12 protein-coding genes, 2 pseudogenes and 1 riboswitch are annotated in these 16,719 nt (G+C 69.1%); of the genes and pseudogenes, 7 read left to right on the forward strand and 7 right to left on the reverse strand.

The annotated features are described in order from the left end of the window. Positions 1–211: 211 nt before the first annotated feature. The 6 genes from CcI156_RS26505 to CcI156_RS01525 form a co-directional block, all read right to left on the reverse strand. Positions 212–325, reverse strand: a complete 114-nt coding sequence (locus CcI156_RS26505; RefSeq protein ID WP_023840694.1) for a streptamidine-related RiPP repeat protein — start codon at positions 323–325, stop codon at positions 212–214. 111 nt (positions 326–436) lie between these two features. Beyond that, positions 437–1,765, reverse strand: a complete 1,329-nt coding sequence (locus CcI156_RS01505; protein WP_254847232.1) for an MFS transporter — start codon at positions 1,763–1,765, stop codon at positions 437–439. A 56-nt stretch (positions 1,766–1,821) separates the two neighbouring features. After that, complete coding sequence (locus CcI156_RS01510) at positions 1,822–2,823, reverse strand: ABC transporter substrate-binding protein (RefSeq protein WP_011438594.1); 1,002 nt, start codon at positions 2,821–2,823, stop codon at positions 1,822–1,824. A 32-nt stretch (positions 2,824–2,855) separates the two neighbouring features. Continuing rightward, a complete protein-coding gene (locus CcI156_RS01515; protein WP_076804071.1) occupies positions 2,856–3,713 on the reverse strand; it encodes an ABC transporter ATP-binding protein in 858 nt (285 codons plus the stop codon). Next, positions 3,710–4,855 carry an iron ABC transporter permease gene (locus tag CcI156_RS01520; RefSeq protein WP_083718238.1) on the reverse strand — a complete coding sequence of 382 codons (1,146 nt, stop codon included), beginning with the start codon at positions 4,853–4,855 and terminating at the stop codon, positions 3,710–3,712. The genes CcI156_RS01515 and CcI156_RS01520 overlap by 4 nt, the downstream gene beginning before the upstream one ends. A gap of 198 nt (positions 4,856–5,053) precedes the next feature. Further along, the gene (locus CcI156_RS01525) at positions 5,054–6,988 is read right to left on the reverse strand and encodes an ABC transporter ATP-binding protein (protein ID WP_076804077.1); all 1,935 of its coding nucleotides are present in this window, start codon (positions 6,986–6,988) and stop codon (positions 5,054–5,056) included. A gap of 257 nt (positions 6,989–7,245) precedes the next feature. On the opposite strand from CcI156_RS01525, the gene CcI156_RS01530 reads away from it, so the two are divergent. The 3 genes from CcI156_RS01530 (at position 7,246) to CcI156_RS01540 (ending at position 12,212) form a co-directional block, all read left to right on the forward strand. Then, a complete protein-coding gene (locus tag CcI156_RS01530; protein WP_076804078.1) occupies positions 7,246–8,619 on the forward strand; it encodes a lipase in 1,374 nt (457 codons plus the stop codon). A gap of 887 nt (positions 8,620–9,506) precedes the next feature. After that, entirely contained in the window at positions 9,507–11,156 is a 1,650-nt protein-coding gene (locus CcI156_RS01535; RefSeq protein ID WP_076804072.1) for a peptide deformylase, read from the forward strand. Between the two features lie 497 nt (positions 11,157–11,653). Beyond that, a riboswitch (cyclic di-AMP (ydaO/yuaA leader) is annotated at positions 11,654–11,829 on the forward strand. 2 nt (positions 11,830–11,831) lie between these two features. Next, a complete protein-coding gene (locus CcI156_RS01540) occupies positions 11,832–12,212 on the forward strand; it encodes a transglycosylase family protein (RefSeq protein WP_076804073.1) in 381 nt (126 codons plus the stop codon). A 205-nt stretch (positions 12,213–12,417) separates the two neighbouring features. Here CcI156_RS01540 and rlmB read toward each other — a convergent pair whose 3' ends face one another. Continuing rightward, positions 12,418–13,509, reverse strand: a complete 1,092-nt coding sequence (rlmB, locus tag CcI156_RS01545) for a 23S rRNA (guanosine(2251)-2'-O)-methyltransferase RlmB (RefSeq protein ID WP_011438601.1) — start codon at positions 13,507–13,509, stop codon at positions 12,418–12,420. A gap of 242 nt (positions 13,510–13,751) precedes the next feature. On the opposite strand from rlmB, the gene CcI156_RS01550 reads away from it, so the two are divergent. The 4 genes and pseudogenes from CcI156_RS01550 to CcI156_RS01565 all read left to right on the forward strand — a co-directional run. Next, positions 13,752–14,075, forward strand: coding sequence for a hypothetical protein (locus tag CcI156_RS01550; protein ID WP_139341395.1), 324 nt, complete (start codon positions 13,752–13,754; stop codon positions 14,073–14,075). A 424-nt stretch (positions 14,076–14,499) separates the two neighbouring features. Next, on the forward strand, positions 14,500–15,615 hold the full coding sequence (locus CcI156_RS01555) for a PP2C family serine/threonine-protein phosphatase (RefSeq protein ID WP_023840700.1): 1,116 nt from the start codon (positions 14,500–14,502) through the stop codon (positions 15,613–15,615). A gap of 45 nt (positions 15,616–15,660) precedes the next feature. Next, positions 15,661–16,140 (forward strand): annotated as a pseudogene (locus CcI156_RS01560) (hypothetical protein); the annotation flags it as partial. Between the two features lie 75 nt (positions 16,141–16,215). Beyond that, positions 16,216–16,719 (forward strand): annotated as a pseudogene (locus CcI156_RS01565) (hypothetical protein); the annotation flags it as partial.

The following is a 16,719-nucleotide window of genomic DNA, read 5'->3' on the forward strand; positions in this document are numbered from 1 at the left end:
CGCGGTCGTGATGGGCTGGTCGTGATGGGCTGGTCGTGATGGGCTGGTTGCGGCCGGCAGGGGTCATGGCCGGCACGGGTCGCGCGCGGGCCGGGATGAACCCGGTAGAGACCGTGACCGTCGAGGACGTCCGAGAAACTGACGGCACCGACGGTCACGGCTTGCACTGGCTCACCAAGGTGCGCTCGGCGCCTTCAGTGAACCGGCGGCACTACTCCTCGTCGTCCCACGCGAACGGGCTCTGGACGAGCGCGTGCGTGGTCGGGTCCTGCGGGGCAGCGAGGACCGGCGCCTCGGCCAGCTCCTCGAACGAGATCTCCGCCATGCTTCACCTCCTTCGCAATAAAACGGTTTTCGTTTTCAAAAGGAACGCTAGCACGAGCGACGTGGGGATGGGCTGATATCCACACATCCGCCGGGCGGCTCGTTCGGGGGCTCATTCGGCGGCTGTCACCGCCCGGACCGCGGCGTCCGGCCCACCGGGCCCGGCCTGCGGCGGGTTGGCCGGTGCCTCGTCGGCCCTGATCAGGTCCTGAAGCCTGCCGGTGTGGCTGAGGCCTGCCATCAGGCCCGCTACCAGCGCCAGGCCGACGCCGGCCGAGGCGGTCAGCAGAGCGGCCCGGGTGCCCCAGGCATCGGCGAGGATGCCGGCGAGCACGGCACCCAGCGGCGTTCCGCCCCAGGCGATCATCCTCGCGGTGGTGTTGACCCGGGCCTGCAGGCGTAGGGGGGTGACGGCTTGCCGGACGACGATGCCGTTTAGGATGACCAGGGAGGTGCTGGCCTGCCAGAGCAGCAGGATGCCCATCCCTGGCAGCCACGCCGTGTTCAGAGACCAGCCGATCAGGGCGAGCGTGCTGGCTCCGAGCGCACCGAGYGTGATCGTTCCGGTGGGGACGTGTCGGTGCACGCGGCTGAGCAGCTGGCTGACGATCAGCGTTCCGAGCGCGGCGGCGACGTAGAGGAGACCGATCCGCGGGTCGTCGTCGGGAAGGCCGAACTGCCGTACCGCGACGACGACGACCAGGCCGGTGACCGCGCCCCCGGACAGGCTGCTGCCGGCCCCGAGCAGGGTCAGAGTCCGGATGAGGCGATGCCCCCGGATGTAACCCAGGCCCTCGGCGATGTCGCGACGGGTCCGGCTCACCCGGCTGCCAGCCGGCCCGCTCCGGTCGGCCCTGCTCCGGTCGGCTGCGGCCGGCACGGCCCAGCGCGCCCGGGAGAGCAGGATGGCACCGACCAGGTAGCTGAGCGCATCGAGGGCGAGCACACTGGCTGCGCCCACCGTGGCCGCGGCCACCCCGCCGACGGCCGGCCCGACCAGGTTGACAACGGTGCTCACCGACACCATCGCCCCGGTCGCCGCGGCCACCGCGTCCCGTCCCACGATCGCCGGGACTGCGCCGAAGCTGGCCGCATCGAAGAACACGAAGACCGATGYGACAAGCACCGCGGAGATCAGCAGATGGGGTGTGGTGAGGACACCCGCCCAGTTGGCCACGGGGATGCTGGCCATCGTCAGGCCGCTGAGGCAACTGGTGACCACCATCGTGCGCCGGTGATCCCAGCGGTCGACCAGGGCACCAGCGGGCAGTCCGAGCACGAGGTAGGGCACCGCTTCGAGACCGACCAGCACGCCCGCGAGCGTGCCGCTCCCGGTGCGCTGGAAAAGCAGCACCGGGAGCGCGACGAGCGTCATCGCCGAACCCGCCCAGGAGACAGCCCGGCTCGCCAGGAAAAGCCGGAAGGCGGGTACCGTACTCATCTCAGGTTGTTACTCATCTCAGGTCGTCCCACATTCCACATTTTTGGGTCTGCGGCTCAGGCGTGCAGCGCGGCGGCCAGCTTTGTCACGCCTTCCACGCCGGCGAGGTTGGCCGAGTCCGACTGCGGGAGGAAGAACACACGGTTGTTGCGGACTGCCGCCACGGTCGGGAGCCGGGAGGTGAGGAACTTGCGGGCCTCGGCCTCGGTTTCGCTGCCGCTGAGCAGATAGACGAGGGTGCCGGGATTCTTGCTGATGAGGTCCTCCACCGACAGCTCACTGAAGTATTTGCCCTTGGGCAGGGTGCCCGCGTAGATGTTCCGCGCCCCGGCGAGCCGCGCGATGTCGGTGTAGACGCCGTCGTAGGTGTAGACGGTTCCCTGGTAGGTGGCGACCACCGCGACCGGGACGGGGTCCCTGCCCTGGATCTTCGTCGCGACCTGGCGGAGCCGTTCGTTGATGTCGGCCTGGACCTGCCTGGCCCGGCCCGGAATGCCGAAGATCATGCCGAGCGCGGTCAGGTCGGTATCGACGTCACGGACCGTCGCCTTGGTGGCGTCGTCGGTGCAGAACCCGCTGAGAATCATCACCTGGGTGCCCTGGGCGGCCAGCTCGGCGATCGTGGGGAGCTGCCGGCCGTCAAACAGATAGCTRCCATCCGCCCAGATCAGGTCGGGCCGGGCGGCGAGCAGCGCCTCCCGGGTCGGTGCGCCGGTACCGAGGGCGGGTAGCTTCGCCTCCACACTGGCGTACTTCGCCGCCGGTGTGCCGCTGCTGGTGTTGTACTGGCCAACAATCCGGTCCGTCAGGCCCAGTTCGATGAGGAGCTCGGTACTGGTGGTCCACCCGGAGACGACCCGCGCCGGGGCCTCGTCGAAGTGCAGGGTCCGGCCGCAGTTCGCCACCTCAACGGGATAGCGGGTACCGGCCGGGGCCGACCGGGCATCGGCCGCGCTCGCACTGCCCGCGCCGGTGGTCGAACCGGACCCGCAGCCGGTGAGACCGGCGGTAACAACGAGCAGGGCAGCGACCGCGACGCCGGCGCCGAGTTTCTTCATCGGGTTCTGTCTCCTTCCATTGCTTCATCGGGTCATTGCTTTATCKGGATTTCCGCGCCAGCTACCACCGGGGCCGGCTCGTCTGTTCCGGGCAGGCTGGAAGAAGGCAGGCTGGGGAAGGGAAGACTGGAGAAAGCGAGCTGGAGGCGGCCGGTCACCGGGTGGACGCTCCGGTCGGCGCGCACCCCGAACACGCGGCCGATGAGGTCGGCGGTCAGGACGTCCTCCGGTTTGCCCGAACAGATCACCGCGCCGTCGTGCAGGACATAGAGCCGGTCACAGAAGGCCGTCGCGAGGTTGAGGTCATGTAACGCGGCGAGCACGGTGATCCCGAGTGAGCGCACCAACTCCAGCAGGCTCAGCTGGGTGCTGATATCCAGATGGTTGGTCGGCTCGTCCAGGATCAGCACCGACGGTGCCTGCACGAGGGCGCGCGCCAGCAGGACCCGCTGCTTCTCGCCGCCGGACAGCGACGCGAACGCCCGCCCGGCGTGCGCGGCCATGCCCACGGTGTCGAGCGCGGCCGAGATGATCTCATGATCMCCGGTCGAGGTCGGGCTCCACGCGCTCTGGTGGGGGGTCCGCCCGGTCGCGACCACCTCAAGGACGGTGAAGTCAAAGCCATCGGGGCTTTCCTGCGCCAGGGCCGCGACCCGCCGCGCCGACTGGCGCGGGGTGAGGTCCCTGACCAGGTCAGTTCCGTCGAGCAGCACCGCACCGGACGTCGGCCGCACCACCCGGTAGACCGTCTTCAGCACGGTCGACTTCCCGCTGCCGTTCGGACCGACCAGGCCGACGAAGGCGCCGGGGGGACAGCCGACCGTCAGGTCGCGCACGATCTGTACCCCGTCGGCGACGACACCCAGACCTTCCAGGCGAAGGCCCGTCACGAGGCACCACTCGCCCGTCCCGACCGGCGCAGCAGCACGAGGAAGAAGGGCACCCCGGCGACCGCGGTGATAATGCTCAACGGCAGCTCCAACGGCCGGGCCACGACCCGGCCGAGGAGATCGGCCAGCACGAGGAACGTTCCGCCCAGCAGCGCCGTTACCGGGAGCAGCCGCCGGTGGTCCGACCCGATAAGCATCCGCACGCAGTGCGGCGCAATGAGGCCGACGAACGCGACACCGCCGGCGACGGAGATGACGGACGCTGTCAGAGCGGCGGTGACGATCAGCAGCTGGGTCCGCAGCCGGCTGACCGGGATCCCCAGCGAGGCGGCGGCCTCATCACCGAGCAGCAAGGCATTCAACGACCGGGCCTGCGCCAGCAGCCACAGCGTCGCGGCCACGACGATGCAYGCGGGCAGCCCCAGTGTGTCCCACTCGGCCCCCGACACCGTTCCCAGCAGCCAGAACAGCACCGCGGCGAGTTGGTTCGAGCCGACCCGCAACTGCAGGTAGCTGGTGCCAGCCTGGAACAGATAGGTCAGCGCCACCCCCGCGAGCAGCAGCCGTTGCGGGTCCAGGTAACCGCGCCTACGCCCTAACGCGATCACGAGAGCCAGGGTGAGAACGGCACCGATGAACGCCGCCCCYGACACCCCCACCGCCGCGGCAAGCCCCGACGACGAGACCCCTCCCAGGGTGAGGACAGCGACCGCGGCGACGGAGGCACCCGAGGACACGCCCAGCACATACGGATCGGCGAGGGGGTTACGCACCACCGCCTGCAGCACGGCTCCGGCCACGGCCAGGCCCGCACCCACCACGAACGCCAGCAACACCCGCGGCGTCCGCACCTGCCAGATAATCTGAWCGTTGATCATCGAGGACTGAGCACCGTTGCCGGTCAGATGAGCCACGACGCTGGACCACACCTCACCGGGAGGCACCGATACCGAACCCACGCCGATCGCTGCCCCAACAACGATCGGTGTCGCCAGCACCAGGGCGAGCAGAGTGATCAAGAATCTGCCGCRCGCGCCGCGCGCCGTGCGCGGCAGCACGGCGCAGGCAGTGACCGCGGGCATCCCGCGGGCGGGTCGAAGCGCCGCCACCGCCCGCAGCCGTACCGCGTCCGCGGCACCCACGGATGGCGTCGGCGTGGCACGTACCGACGTAGGTTGATCGATGGACAGCGGATGCCCCCGTTGACTCAAACGAAACGAAAACGATTTTCGTTTCGTTTGGGCAAGCTAACAGCCCTGCGCGGGCTCCGTCAACGGTTCTGTAGGGGGCAGGAGAGGATACCCGCTCGTCGTGGTCGGGTGGTCACCATCATCCGGCGACTACTCGACCGGGATCATTCCTCCGCTCTGCCGCTGCCACAGCCGGTGGTAGCGCCCCCGCCGCTCGAGCAGCTCGCGATGGGACCCCTGCTCCACGACGCGGCCGTCGTCGAGGACGACGATGCGGTCCATGTGCAGCAGGGTCGACAGCCGGTGCGCGACGGCGATCACCGTCTTGTCTCGCCACAGGTTCTCGAGTGCGTTCTGGACGAGTACCTCGCTCTCGCTGTCCAGCGCGCTCGTCGCCTCGTCCAGAATGAGGATGGGTTTGTCGTCCAGGAAGGCGCGGGCAATGGCGATCCGCTGCCGTTGCCCGGTCGAGAGTTTGATGCCACGTTCCCCGACGACGGTGTCGTAACCGTCGGGCGCCCGCGAGATGAAGCTGTGCGCGTGGGCCCGCAGCGCCGCCGCCTCCACCTGCGCCTGGGTCACCGGGCCCGCGGTCCCGTAGACGATGTTGTCCCGGATGGACCGGTGGAAGAGGGTGGTGTCCTGCGGAACGTAGGAGATACCCCGAGCGAGCTGGCGGTTGGACACCGGAACACCGTCCACGGCGACCATGCCCGGTGGGAGCGGGTAGTAGCCTAGCAACAGCTTGATRAACGTCGTCTTGCCGCTTCCGCTGCGACCCACGATGCCGATCTTTTCGCCCCGCTCGATGGCCAGGTCGATGCCCGCKAGCACGAGGTTCCGGTCGTTCTCGGGATAGGCGAACGACAGGCCCTGGAACTGCAGCCGACCGGAAACCGCGGGAAGAACCGCAGGACGGCCTGAACCAGCTGAACCGGCTGAATTATCCGGACTGGCCGAATTATCCGGACCGGCTGACAGGATGTTCCGACCGGCGAAGAGGTAGTGGTAGGCCTCCTCGATGCGGGCGAGTCGGAGATTGAGCTGCGCAATCTCCCACACCGTCCCCCAGATAAAGTCGGAGAAGAGGACCAGCGCGGAGAGAAAGGTCGTGAACTGGGCCAGGCTCATCTCACCGTGGAGGAATAGATACAGGTTGAGGACGATCGACACCGGCCAGACGAGGTACCGGACCACGAGGCTCATCGAGGTCCAGAACACAATGCTCCAGAAGGACGAGCGATACGCGGCGGCGATGACCTGGCGACGACGCCGGCGGACCCGCTCGTACTCGGCCTCCTCCTGGAGGAACGACTTCACGCTCACGAAGTTCGAGATGACGTCGATCACGTAACCGTCCATCTCCGAGACCTCGTCCGCGAGCCGCTTCTCCGCGCGGGCCGAACGACGGACGGTGTGCCTGCCAACAAGAAGCATGATCGCGACGGAACCCAGGAAGGTCAGGCCCGAGTAAAGGTTAACCGAAAACATGATCATTAGGATCGCCGGAACCTTGACCAGCTGTTCAACGTACGTGAAGCACGCCGTCTCGAGGATCTCTCGGAACTCGCGGCCGAGCGTGCTCACATAGCTGCTGATCTTTCCGGTGAACTTGMCGACGAAGTATGGATATCGCTCGTTTATGACATTTCCAAAGAGAATGTTCTCGTATTCGTAGCCCCGGTGGTTGAGTAGCCGGAGATACAGCACCTCGGCACCACGCCAGGTCAGGTCATGGCCGATGTTGCACGCGAGAAGGACGCCGGCGTACAGGTACGCGTCGTGGGTCTGTACCGGGGCGCTGGCGAGAGCCTGCACGAGAARGCCGATGAGGACCGGTATCACGGCGAGCAGGCTGTTGGACAGGACGAAGACACCGACGACCAGGAGAGCCGGCCCCTTGAAGGTCGCGACGAAACGCAGATAGGAACGCAGGGCGGCATGCCGCTCCACCCGGCGGGAAACGAGGTTGTCCACGGCGGTGCCGACATCGTCCAGGCCGGTGCCGTTTTGACCGGCGCCACGGGAACCGATGCCAGGCGACCGTATCTCCTGATGCGGAACCCCRCCGGCCACGCTGTCCATGCCGAGATGATGACAGGCGACCGGCCGGGCCCGCACCTTGTTTTTGACCAGGGGAACGGCCGCGTCCGCACCGAAGCTCACGAGGGCCTGGCCGTCACATGCGCCGGCCCGATGTACTGTGCTCTGGCACGAGACGTGTCGGACGCGCAGAACGTCCGATCCAGTGGTGCGCCGCTACCGAGGTGTAACCGACAGGAGAAATGCTGACGGTGGCCCGGTGCGTGGCCGTCGGATATCCCGAGGGAAAGGGACGTCGAGTGGCTCGCCGCCGTTACTTCCACCTGCTGAGCGCGCTTGCCATCGCCGGACTGGCGGTCGCCTGTTCCGGCGCTGGTGGCACGGAGTCCGGCGCGGGACGCTCCCCGGCGCTCGCGCGGGAGCTGGCGGAGGCCGCGGTCGYCGCCCCGGACGCCTCTCGCCTCCCGATCCTGTTCGTGCACGGCAGCCTTGGGTCGGGCAGCCTCTTCGAGACACCGGCGCAACGATTCACCGCAAACGGCTATCCCGTCGACTACGTCGAGGCCTTCGACTACGATGCGTCGTCCTCGGCCAACTCCGTCGAGGAGGTCCTTCCGGACCTCGATGCGAAGATCGCTAGTATCCTCAAGGCAACCGGGGCGAAGAAGCTCGATCTGGTGGCACATCTCGAGGGCGCCGCGCTAAGCGAGCGGTACCTGACCAGCTCATCCGACCGGGCGAACCGGGTCGCGCACTACGTCACCGTCGGAGGCTCGCTCGCGGGTAGACCCCCGGCCGGAGTGCCCACCCTGGCGGTCTGGGGCGAGAACGATCCGACCCGGCGCGTCGAGGGGGCCGTCAACGTGCGGTTCGTCGACCAGGACCGCGCCCAGCTCCTGACCTCGACGGCCACCTTCAGGGAGATGTACCGGTTTCTCACCGGAACCACTCCGCACACGACCGACGTGGTGCCGAAGCAGGGCCCGATCGAGATCTCCGGCCGGGCCCTGCGCTATCCGATGAATGTCGGTGTGCGGGACGCCAGGCTGGAGGTTCACCGGGTCGACCCACGGACGGGTCGGCGGGGGGCGAACAGCCTCAAAGGTTATTTCCACCTCTCCGGCGACGGATCCTGGGGTCCGTTCCGAGGTGACGGCGCCTCCACCTACGAGTTCGTGATCGTACGCGGCGGGGAACCCGACCACCACTTCTACTACCAGCCGTTCCGCCGCGACGATCACCTCGTACGTCTGCTGACGAGCCAGCCGGGCCAGGAGATCGGCGGCGGGATGGAGACCGGTCCCGGGCACACCGATCTGGTCGTCGAACGCCCGCTCGAATGGTGGGGGGACCAGGGGAACGCCGACGACGTCCTCAGCATCGACGGGAAGAACGTGCTGAACGCCGCCGACGCGCCCCGGTCCAAACTGGCCCTGGGCGTCTACCTGTTCGACCGGAATTCCGACGGCGTCACCCACCTCACAATGCCGATTCCGGCGTATTTCGGGATCGGCTTCATCACCGGCGTAGATGTGTTCATCCCGGCGGGTGAGCGCTCGGTCGAAGTCGCGATGACGCCGCGGGGAAAGACAGCCCACCGGAGCGTTCTCCAGGTGCCCGCCTGGCCGTCGGACCGGCATCGCGTCACTCTGCACTTCACCGGCGAGGGCTGAACGGAGGCCGAGGGTGGCCCTGCTTGGGCAGGGCAGGGCCACCTGTCCATAGCCCCCCGACGGAGGTCTTGGGCGTCGCGCCCGGCCGCGGCTCGGCATCACGCCGGCCCCGCCCGGCGGAGGTCGCGGCTCGACGCGGGGCGGGACCGGCCTGCCACCAAGACTGACGCAGGCGACCGGGATCCGGAAACGTCAGTCAGGCATGCCTTTCTCGTATGGGCCACGAGTCTCGGAAACTTGACCCCCCACATCTGGTTGATCAGTTGTGGTTGGGTCGCTCCCTGACTACCGCTGGACCCCGTTGACCGAACTACCCGGCCGTCTCGGCGGTCGCATCCGCACGGCCTTGGCCGAGGATGTCCCGGCGCGAAACGCCGAAGATCGCGAATAGATGGCCGAAAGCGAAGATATTGGGAGGCGAACCGGTTTACGGCCGCCAAACCGTGCCTAACCCTCCACAGTTGTCCGCCGCGACGGGCCGTCGGACATCGAGGAGCGAGGCGGCATCGGTGGGCATCAGGCCCGGATCGCGCCGCTAGGGCAGCCCGGATCGCCACGGGACGAAGACCTAGTTCCTTGGGTGGAACGAGCTCTTTCCAGGCGGCGGGTGCGCCTCCTGTCACCCCGGCCGGCGGCGACAGCACGCCACCAGCAGCCGTCGCTGTCCGYAAGGAGTCAGACACGACATCCGCCTTACCACAAAAACCCGGAAAGATCGGGGAAACCGCCGATCCCGCGCTGTCGGATACCCGACAGTCGAGCATTCAGCCGGACATCTGTGCCCGTTTGACATGGCGTCGTTATCCTGATGTGTCGACTGACGGAGGACTGATCGCCCGATTTCACTCCGGCCTTCACCGACCGTACCGACATGGAAGGCCGTTTCGATGTCGTACGAATCTGGACCTTACCGGGTATCGCCCAGGCTGCTGGCCCGGGAGGACTTCCGGGCGGCGTGCGCGACGCGGGACTTCCGCACGGTGTTCCGGCTGATGAAGAAGTACGACGGTGCCAGCCAGAATCGCATCGCATCTCCGGTGGAAGGGCTCAGCCAGAGCAGGGTCAGCCGGATCATGCAGGGCGAGGACCACATCGCCCGGCTCTCCCTGATCGAACGCATCACCGACGCGCTGCGCATCCCGGGCAGTTATTTCCACCTGGCCGCACGGCCGTGGGAGGCGGCACGGGACGTGCGCGAGCCGCCCGGGCCGCCAACGGTTCCGGCCGGATCCGGCCCGACGCCGGTAGCCCACGTCGCGACCCCCTCCGTCGACCCGGCCCCGGCCCCCGGCCCCGTCGTCGYCGAGAGCCCGGGCCGGCTCCCCCCCGGACCGGGGGGCCTGGTCGTCGAGGAGGACCGGGCCGAACTCCGCTACGACGACAGCATGTACGTCGCCCACCAGCGAAGACGTCTTCTCAACGCCGGCAGCGAACCGGTAACCCGGTATCTGATGCGGATATCGGTCGACCGGTTCCCGGGAGATCCGGAACGCTCCGCGCGGTTGTACCGATCCGATCCGCTGCGCTGGGAGGACCTCCAGCTCAGCGCGCACTGTGGCGGCGAGCAGATGGCCTGGCAGGTCAAGACCGACTGGGACGCGCTCAAGGAGGTCTGGCTGCTCTTCGAGAACAGCCGAGGACGATTTCCGCTCTATCCCGGCGAATCGGCGTGGATCAACTACAGCTACCAGGTAAGCAGGGAGAAGTGGGGGCCGTGGTTCCAGCGTGCCGTGYGGGTACCGACGAGTTTCCTCTCGGTGCGGCTGGACTTTCCGGCCGAGCTGGATCCCGTGGTCTGGGGCATGGAGACGTCGATGACCGCCGATGCCTTCCCGTTGCGGACCGCAGTCGCCCRCACCGACTCCGGCGACCGGCGGATCTTCACCTGGTCGACCACCGAGCCGCCGCTGCACGCCCGCTACCGGCTGGAATGGAACTTCCGGGCCACCGTGCCGGAACGTGATCCGGCCACGGAGACCGGAACACGTCCCAGCGATCAGATGGCGGCCGTCGGCATCGTGCAGGAGGGTGAGGCGATCCTGCGGCAGCCGGCCCGCCCGTTCGCTCTGCCCAACGAGGCCGAAGACGCGCGCCGGGTCGTCGCCGAACTGTCCTCCGCCCTCGAACGGGTGTCCGCCCTGCACACCTTCGGCAAGGGCCTGGGCATCGCCGCGCCGCAGGTCGGCATCAACCGCGCCGCGGCGAYCGTGCGTACCGCGGGCGGCGACACGCTCACGCTGCTCAACCCCAGCGTCATCGAGACCTCCCGAGAGACCGACGAGCAGTACGAGGGCTGCCTGAGCTTCTTCGACGTCCGTGGCCTCGTCCCCCGGCCGCTGGAGCTGCACGTCGAACACACCGATATCGATGGCAACCGGCACATCACCGTCTATCGGCAGGGGCTGGYGCGGCTCGTCGCTCACGAGATCGATCACCTGCACGGTCAGCTCTACACGGATCGGATGCGGGCCGGAACCACACCGATCCCGGTGGAGCAGTACCGGGGTACCGGCTCGGCCTGGTCCTACAACCGCTGACCAACCCGAACGCACCCGCCCCGCGGGCGGCACGTCGGCATGCCGACGTGCCCACGTGCCGACGTGCCGACGGCGCAGCGCCGGGACCGGGTGTCCGACACGGACTGTTAGATCCGACATATGACATGGTTCCCTCGTGCCGTATAGTCCGGAAAGCAGGCGATAGGTGCGGGTCCGCCGGAACGTCGACACAGATTTTTTCGGAACCTGGTTAGAGACTGCCGGCAGCGGGTAGTGGAGGCTCGATCGCCACGCGGCGGAACAGATTCCCCACGCATCGCGTATTGTTTACCGTCAGCGTGACGACCCAGCCACGAACTGGGGATTTTCAGCCCACTGAACAACCTCTAGGATCGGGCGCGCACGCGGGCGCGAAACACCATTAAAAAGATCGGGACAAGTAAGTGGGGTGCACTGTGTRCATCCTCACGTACTCTTGTTTTTCCCGGGTCACTCTCAGCTATGTTCGTTGCCGTGCCGTCACCTGATGGCATGCGTCGGGCGGCACGCCGAATCCTGCCCCCGCTCGACGAGAATCAAACCTTTGGCAGGAGCGGGGGAACCAATTCCGGGCGCCGATAAAAGACGTCCTCGGGGTGAAGCCGCGATGCGCGGCCGGGCATTCCCAGCCCGAACCCGACAGCTCACCTCGCAGGCGTGGGGAAGGGCAACTCAATGTCCAACGCTCGTTCGCTCGCTCGTGGTCTCAACCGCATCAGGCTCGRTTCCCGGGCCTTGATCGCCGCCACCACTCTCGCGGCCTCGATCGGCGGTGGCCTCGCGCTGTCCCAACCGGCCAGCGCGTCGACGAACGCCGACCACTTCCTCTCCAAGGTGATCCCTTGTGAGTCCGGGGGGAACCCCCGCGCGGTCAACTCCATCGGCGCCGGCGGGTTGTTCCAGTTTCTGCCCAGCACCTGGCACGGGGTCGGCGGCAAGGGTCTGCCGCAGCACGCCAGCGTCGCCGAGCAGTGGCAGCGCGCCCGCATCCTGTACGCCCAGCAGGGGACGAGCCCCTGGTACGCCTCGAAGCCGTGCTGGGGTCACAAGATCTGAGCTGCCCGACTTCCCGCGCCAGCCTTCACCGTCCGCGCCCGGCCGGTACTGATCGGCGCGCGGTCAGCAGCCCCGTGTCCCGTCCGGGACACGGGGCTGCGCGCTACGTTTCCCGGTCACGGTTTCCCGGTCACGGCGACGTCGGCCAGCTCAACTTCCGCGGCCCCGCCCGGCGGAGACCCGGCGGACCCACCGATCGGCAGGCTCAGCCGATCCGACGGCGGCGGGCGATCTCGGCCAGCGTGATCCCGGCGGCCACCCCCGCGTTGAGGGACTCCACCGCACCCGCCATGGGGATCCGGACCCTCACGTCGCAGCGCTGCTCGACCAGCCTGGACAACCCGCGTCCCTCGGAACCGATCACCAGGACGAGGGGGTCGGTCGCCATCGTGAGCTCGTCGATGCTCACTTCACTGTCCGCGGCCAGACCGACAACGAACTGGCCGCCCGCCGCGTAGGAGACGAGCGTGCGGGCGAGGTTGGTGGCGCGCGCCACCGGCAGCCGGGCGGCAGCCCCCGCCGAGGTCTTCCAGGCCGCGGCGGTCACGCCGGCGGCCCTACGCTCCGGAACGACGACGCCGTGGGCACCGAAGGCGGCGGCCGAGCGCACCACGGCCCCGAGGTTGCGAGGATCGGTGACCCCGTCCAACGCCACCAGCAGACCCGGAGGGGACGAGCGCGCGCGGGCGAGGAGATCATCCGGATGGGCATACCGGAACGGCGGTACCACGAGGGCGAGACCCTGATGCGGAGCGGTGCCACACATCCGGTCGAGATCCGTGCGGCCGACGTCGGCCACGGCGATCCCGGCCCGCCCGGCGAGCCGGCGGGCGTCGGCGAGCCGCTCGTCGAAGTCCAGCCCGCCGGCGATGAAAAGGGTCGACGACGGTACCCCGGCCCGCAGCGCCTCGACCACCGCGTTGCGCCCGACCACCAGCTCGTCGCCCTCGGTCCGCCGTGGGCGCCCGGCCCCCGCGGAACCCCCCACGGCGCTCGGCCCGGTGGTGGCCGCAGCTGCGACGGCGCGGCCACCATCCCCGCGCCGGCCGGCGGCCGCTCGACCCCGCTCGGCTCCGGCCGAGGCGGAACGGGCCGCCGCAGCCGCCGCCGCACGACGCTGGGCGGGATGGCCGGGGCGCAGCTGCGCGGGCGGAGTGGCCCCACGGCCCTCCAGCGCCTTGCGGCCGTGACCGCCGCTGCCCGTGGAGGCCCCCTTGCGGTGGGAACCGGCCTTGGCGGCCCGACCGCCCTGACCGCCGCGGGCGATCCCGCTGTCCCGGCGAGCGGCGCCGGCCATCAGGACCACCGACCAGTACACGCCCGGGGAATGACCATGTGACCACGGTATACGGCGGACGACACCGGCGTGTCGGGGCGCGCTCGGCGAGAGCTCGGCGGGAACTCGGCGGAGGAGCTCTGCCATGGGCATACCTCGACATGGCCGTTTCCGGGGACCCGGCGCCCTATCCTGAGGGCCGGCAGGCCCACGGCCCGACCTGATGTGGTCCGGCCGCTCCTCACCGGCGTCAGGAGGGTCAGGTGCGCATCGTTCTTCCACCCGCCGCCGGGTGGTCGCGGGCCGAAGACCGCTGGTGCCCCATGGCGAAGGCGGGGAACCACCTGATCAWCATCGACGATCTCGATGCCAGTCTCACCATGCTCGGCGGAGTGGAGGCCTACGGTACCGCGCTCGTCACGGCTGCCGGGCCGCGCGRCACGCCGTCGCGGGCGTTCGGCGGGTGTGCTCCCYGACCTGGCGGTGTCACCGCCGCGGCGGTGACATTCCTGGAGAATGCCCGGCATAGAACGTTGAGCGCCACCTCCCGGCCCGGCGGCCCAGGCGGACCCGGGGAGACGACGTGACGACGCGAGCGGAGGTGCGGGTCATGAGCGGCGGCCGCGTGACCACGCCGATCGGCAGGCCCGGGGTTCCCCGGGATGCGGGGGCCCTGCCACCATCCACCCCCGGCCTTTACGCTCTTTTAGGGTCGCCCGCCGACGATGGCGGGCGCGTCGGATCAGGTCGCCGGCACGGCGATTTACACCCTCGACGTGCCGTGGGGGAAGCTGGGAGAATACATCTCCATGAATGTGTGATGACCAGCTCGACGAGTGCGACCACTTCGGTCGATCATCGGGCGCGCGCCGTCGGTGTCCCGAGACGGCCACGGCGAGCATCGACGACCCGATCGTCAGGGGCAGGAGGCACCCAGCACATGGCTCTGCGCACACCGCCCGCATGCGTTCTCCCGGCTGTTTCCGGCCGCGTCCGATTTCTCCCGGCGGCATGACGGTGGACCTCAACCCGCATGACGACGCCCCCACGGTCGCCTACCAGATCACCGGGAGCGGGCCGTTCGAACTCGACGACGACCTGGGTCGCTGCCCGGTGTGCGCGGCACCGGTGTATGCCGACGACCGGTACTGCGAGGTCTGTGGTCACGGGCTGGAGGGTCCGCACCCCGGCCACGGCGACGCCGACCACAGCGAGGTCGACCTCGGCCAGCTCGCCGGCGTGTGCGACCGCGGCGTCCGGCACACCACCAACGAGGACGCCATGGGCCTGGCCGTCGTGTACGGCACGCTGATCGCGGTGGTGTGTGACGGCGTATCGACCACTCCGGGCTCCGGGCAGGCCTCGGCCGCCGCGGCGGCCGCGGCCATGGCCGTCCTCGCGGATGCGGTGCGTGCCCACGGCCCGGGGCGCCCCGTCCACCACGGCACCCGCCCGTCGCGCGGCGTCAGCCGGGCCGAGGAGATGCTCGACATCCTCGAACCGTCGTATGCCGACTACAAGAAGCCGCGAACATCGCCCCGCGCGGTTGTCGGCGGGTTCTCCCCGGAGGACGCCGAGGCCGCGCTGCACGCCGCCGTCGACGCGGCCCAGGCGACCATCGCCCAACTCAGCGCGGCCGAGGGGCGGATGGCGCCGTCGTGCACGTTCGCCGCGGCCATCGTCACCCCGCCGACCCCGGACGGGCCGGGCATGGTCACAGTCGGCTGGGTCGGCGACAGCCGGGTCTACCTGCTCGGTCCGCGCTGGTGCGAGCGGCTGACCGCCGACGACACCTGGGCGGCCGAGGCCGCGCGCGCGGGGCTCATCCCGGCCAACGAGGCCGAGACGCACCGGCGGGCGCACACCCTCACCCGCTGGCTGGGCGGCGACGTCGAGGACGTCGCGCCGCACACCGAGATGTTCCCGATCGAGGCGCCGGCCACGGTACTGGTTTGCAGCGACGGGCTGTGGAACTACGCGTCCCGGCCAGACGTGATGGCCGCGCTCGTCAACCAGCTCCCACCCCACTGCGAGGCCATCGACGTCGCCCGCCACCTCGTCGACTTCGCCATCAACTCCGGGGGACACGACAACATCACGGTGGTGGCCGCCCGGGTGGAGGACTGATGAGCGCCTTCGCCGCGGAGGTCTACCAGAACGAGTACCTTCCGGTACCGTACCGGCGCGTGGGGAATCGAGTCGCGCGACTACCATTTGAATGTCCAGGTGCCCGCCCGCGCGCTGGGAACCGAGGCGCTGGCGGCGCGGGTCAGCCTCGTCGTCGACGGCCGGGTGACGTCAAAGGCGCTGGTCCGAGCGGTTTGGACGGACGATGAGACCCAGTGGAGCCGGATCAACGACCCGGTCGCCCACTACACCGACCAGGCGGAACTCGCGGCCGCGGTGCTACGGGGTCTGGAGGCGCGTCGGGCCGACGACGAGGCGACTGCGACACTGTTGCTCGGACGCGGCGCTCAGCTGGCGCTCGCCTCCGGCAACGGAGACACCTACCGCCTCCTACAGAAGGTGGTTCACGTCGACAATGCCACAACAGGTACGGTTCGGTTGAAGAAGAACGTCAAGAAGATCGATGAGATCGATGAGATGGTCCTTGACACACGGTCGACGAGGACCCTCCGGGTGAACCGGTGATCAGGTGAGGGCACGATGCCCTACGGGGCACCTGTCTCACGACCCGACTACTGCGATCGGTGCGGAATTGGGATCATGAGTGGTCAGGAGAGGTACGAATACCGTCCGGAGGACGGCGGGCGAGCTCCCTACGGAGCAGATGCCCCCGGCCGCTCGGCTGACGGGAACCGCCGGCGTGGGCCAGCCGAGCAGACCGGCCCGGATGCGGACGGTCCAGATGGCTACGACCCGTTGGGCATCCGCCGTTCGCCAGCCGACCTGCCCGGGGTGACGGACCCGCCGCGCGGCGGCGACCCGCGCGGCGGCGACGCGTATGGCGGGTATGGCCGCGACGGCTACCCCGACCAGTCCCGGGGGGGCCGCGGTTATCAGGAGGACCCCTACGGCCCGCCCGGTGGCTATGATCGTGCCCCCTACCCACGCGGGCGTGACGAGCGGCCGGCCCCCGACGACCGGATCGACCACGGGCGCGATCCCTACGGCCGGGACTGGGGCACGCCGGAGAACCGTGGCGGTTACCCCGTCGGCCGCGACAGCCGCGAGGAGCGCGTCCCGGGCGGCTACCCCGACCTCGATCCC

It is taken from the genome of Frankia sp. CcI156 (assembly GCF_001983015.1).
Lineage (GTDB): Bacteria > Actinomycetota > Actinomycetes > Frankiales > Frankiaceae > Frankia > Frankia casuarinae.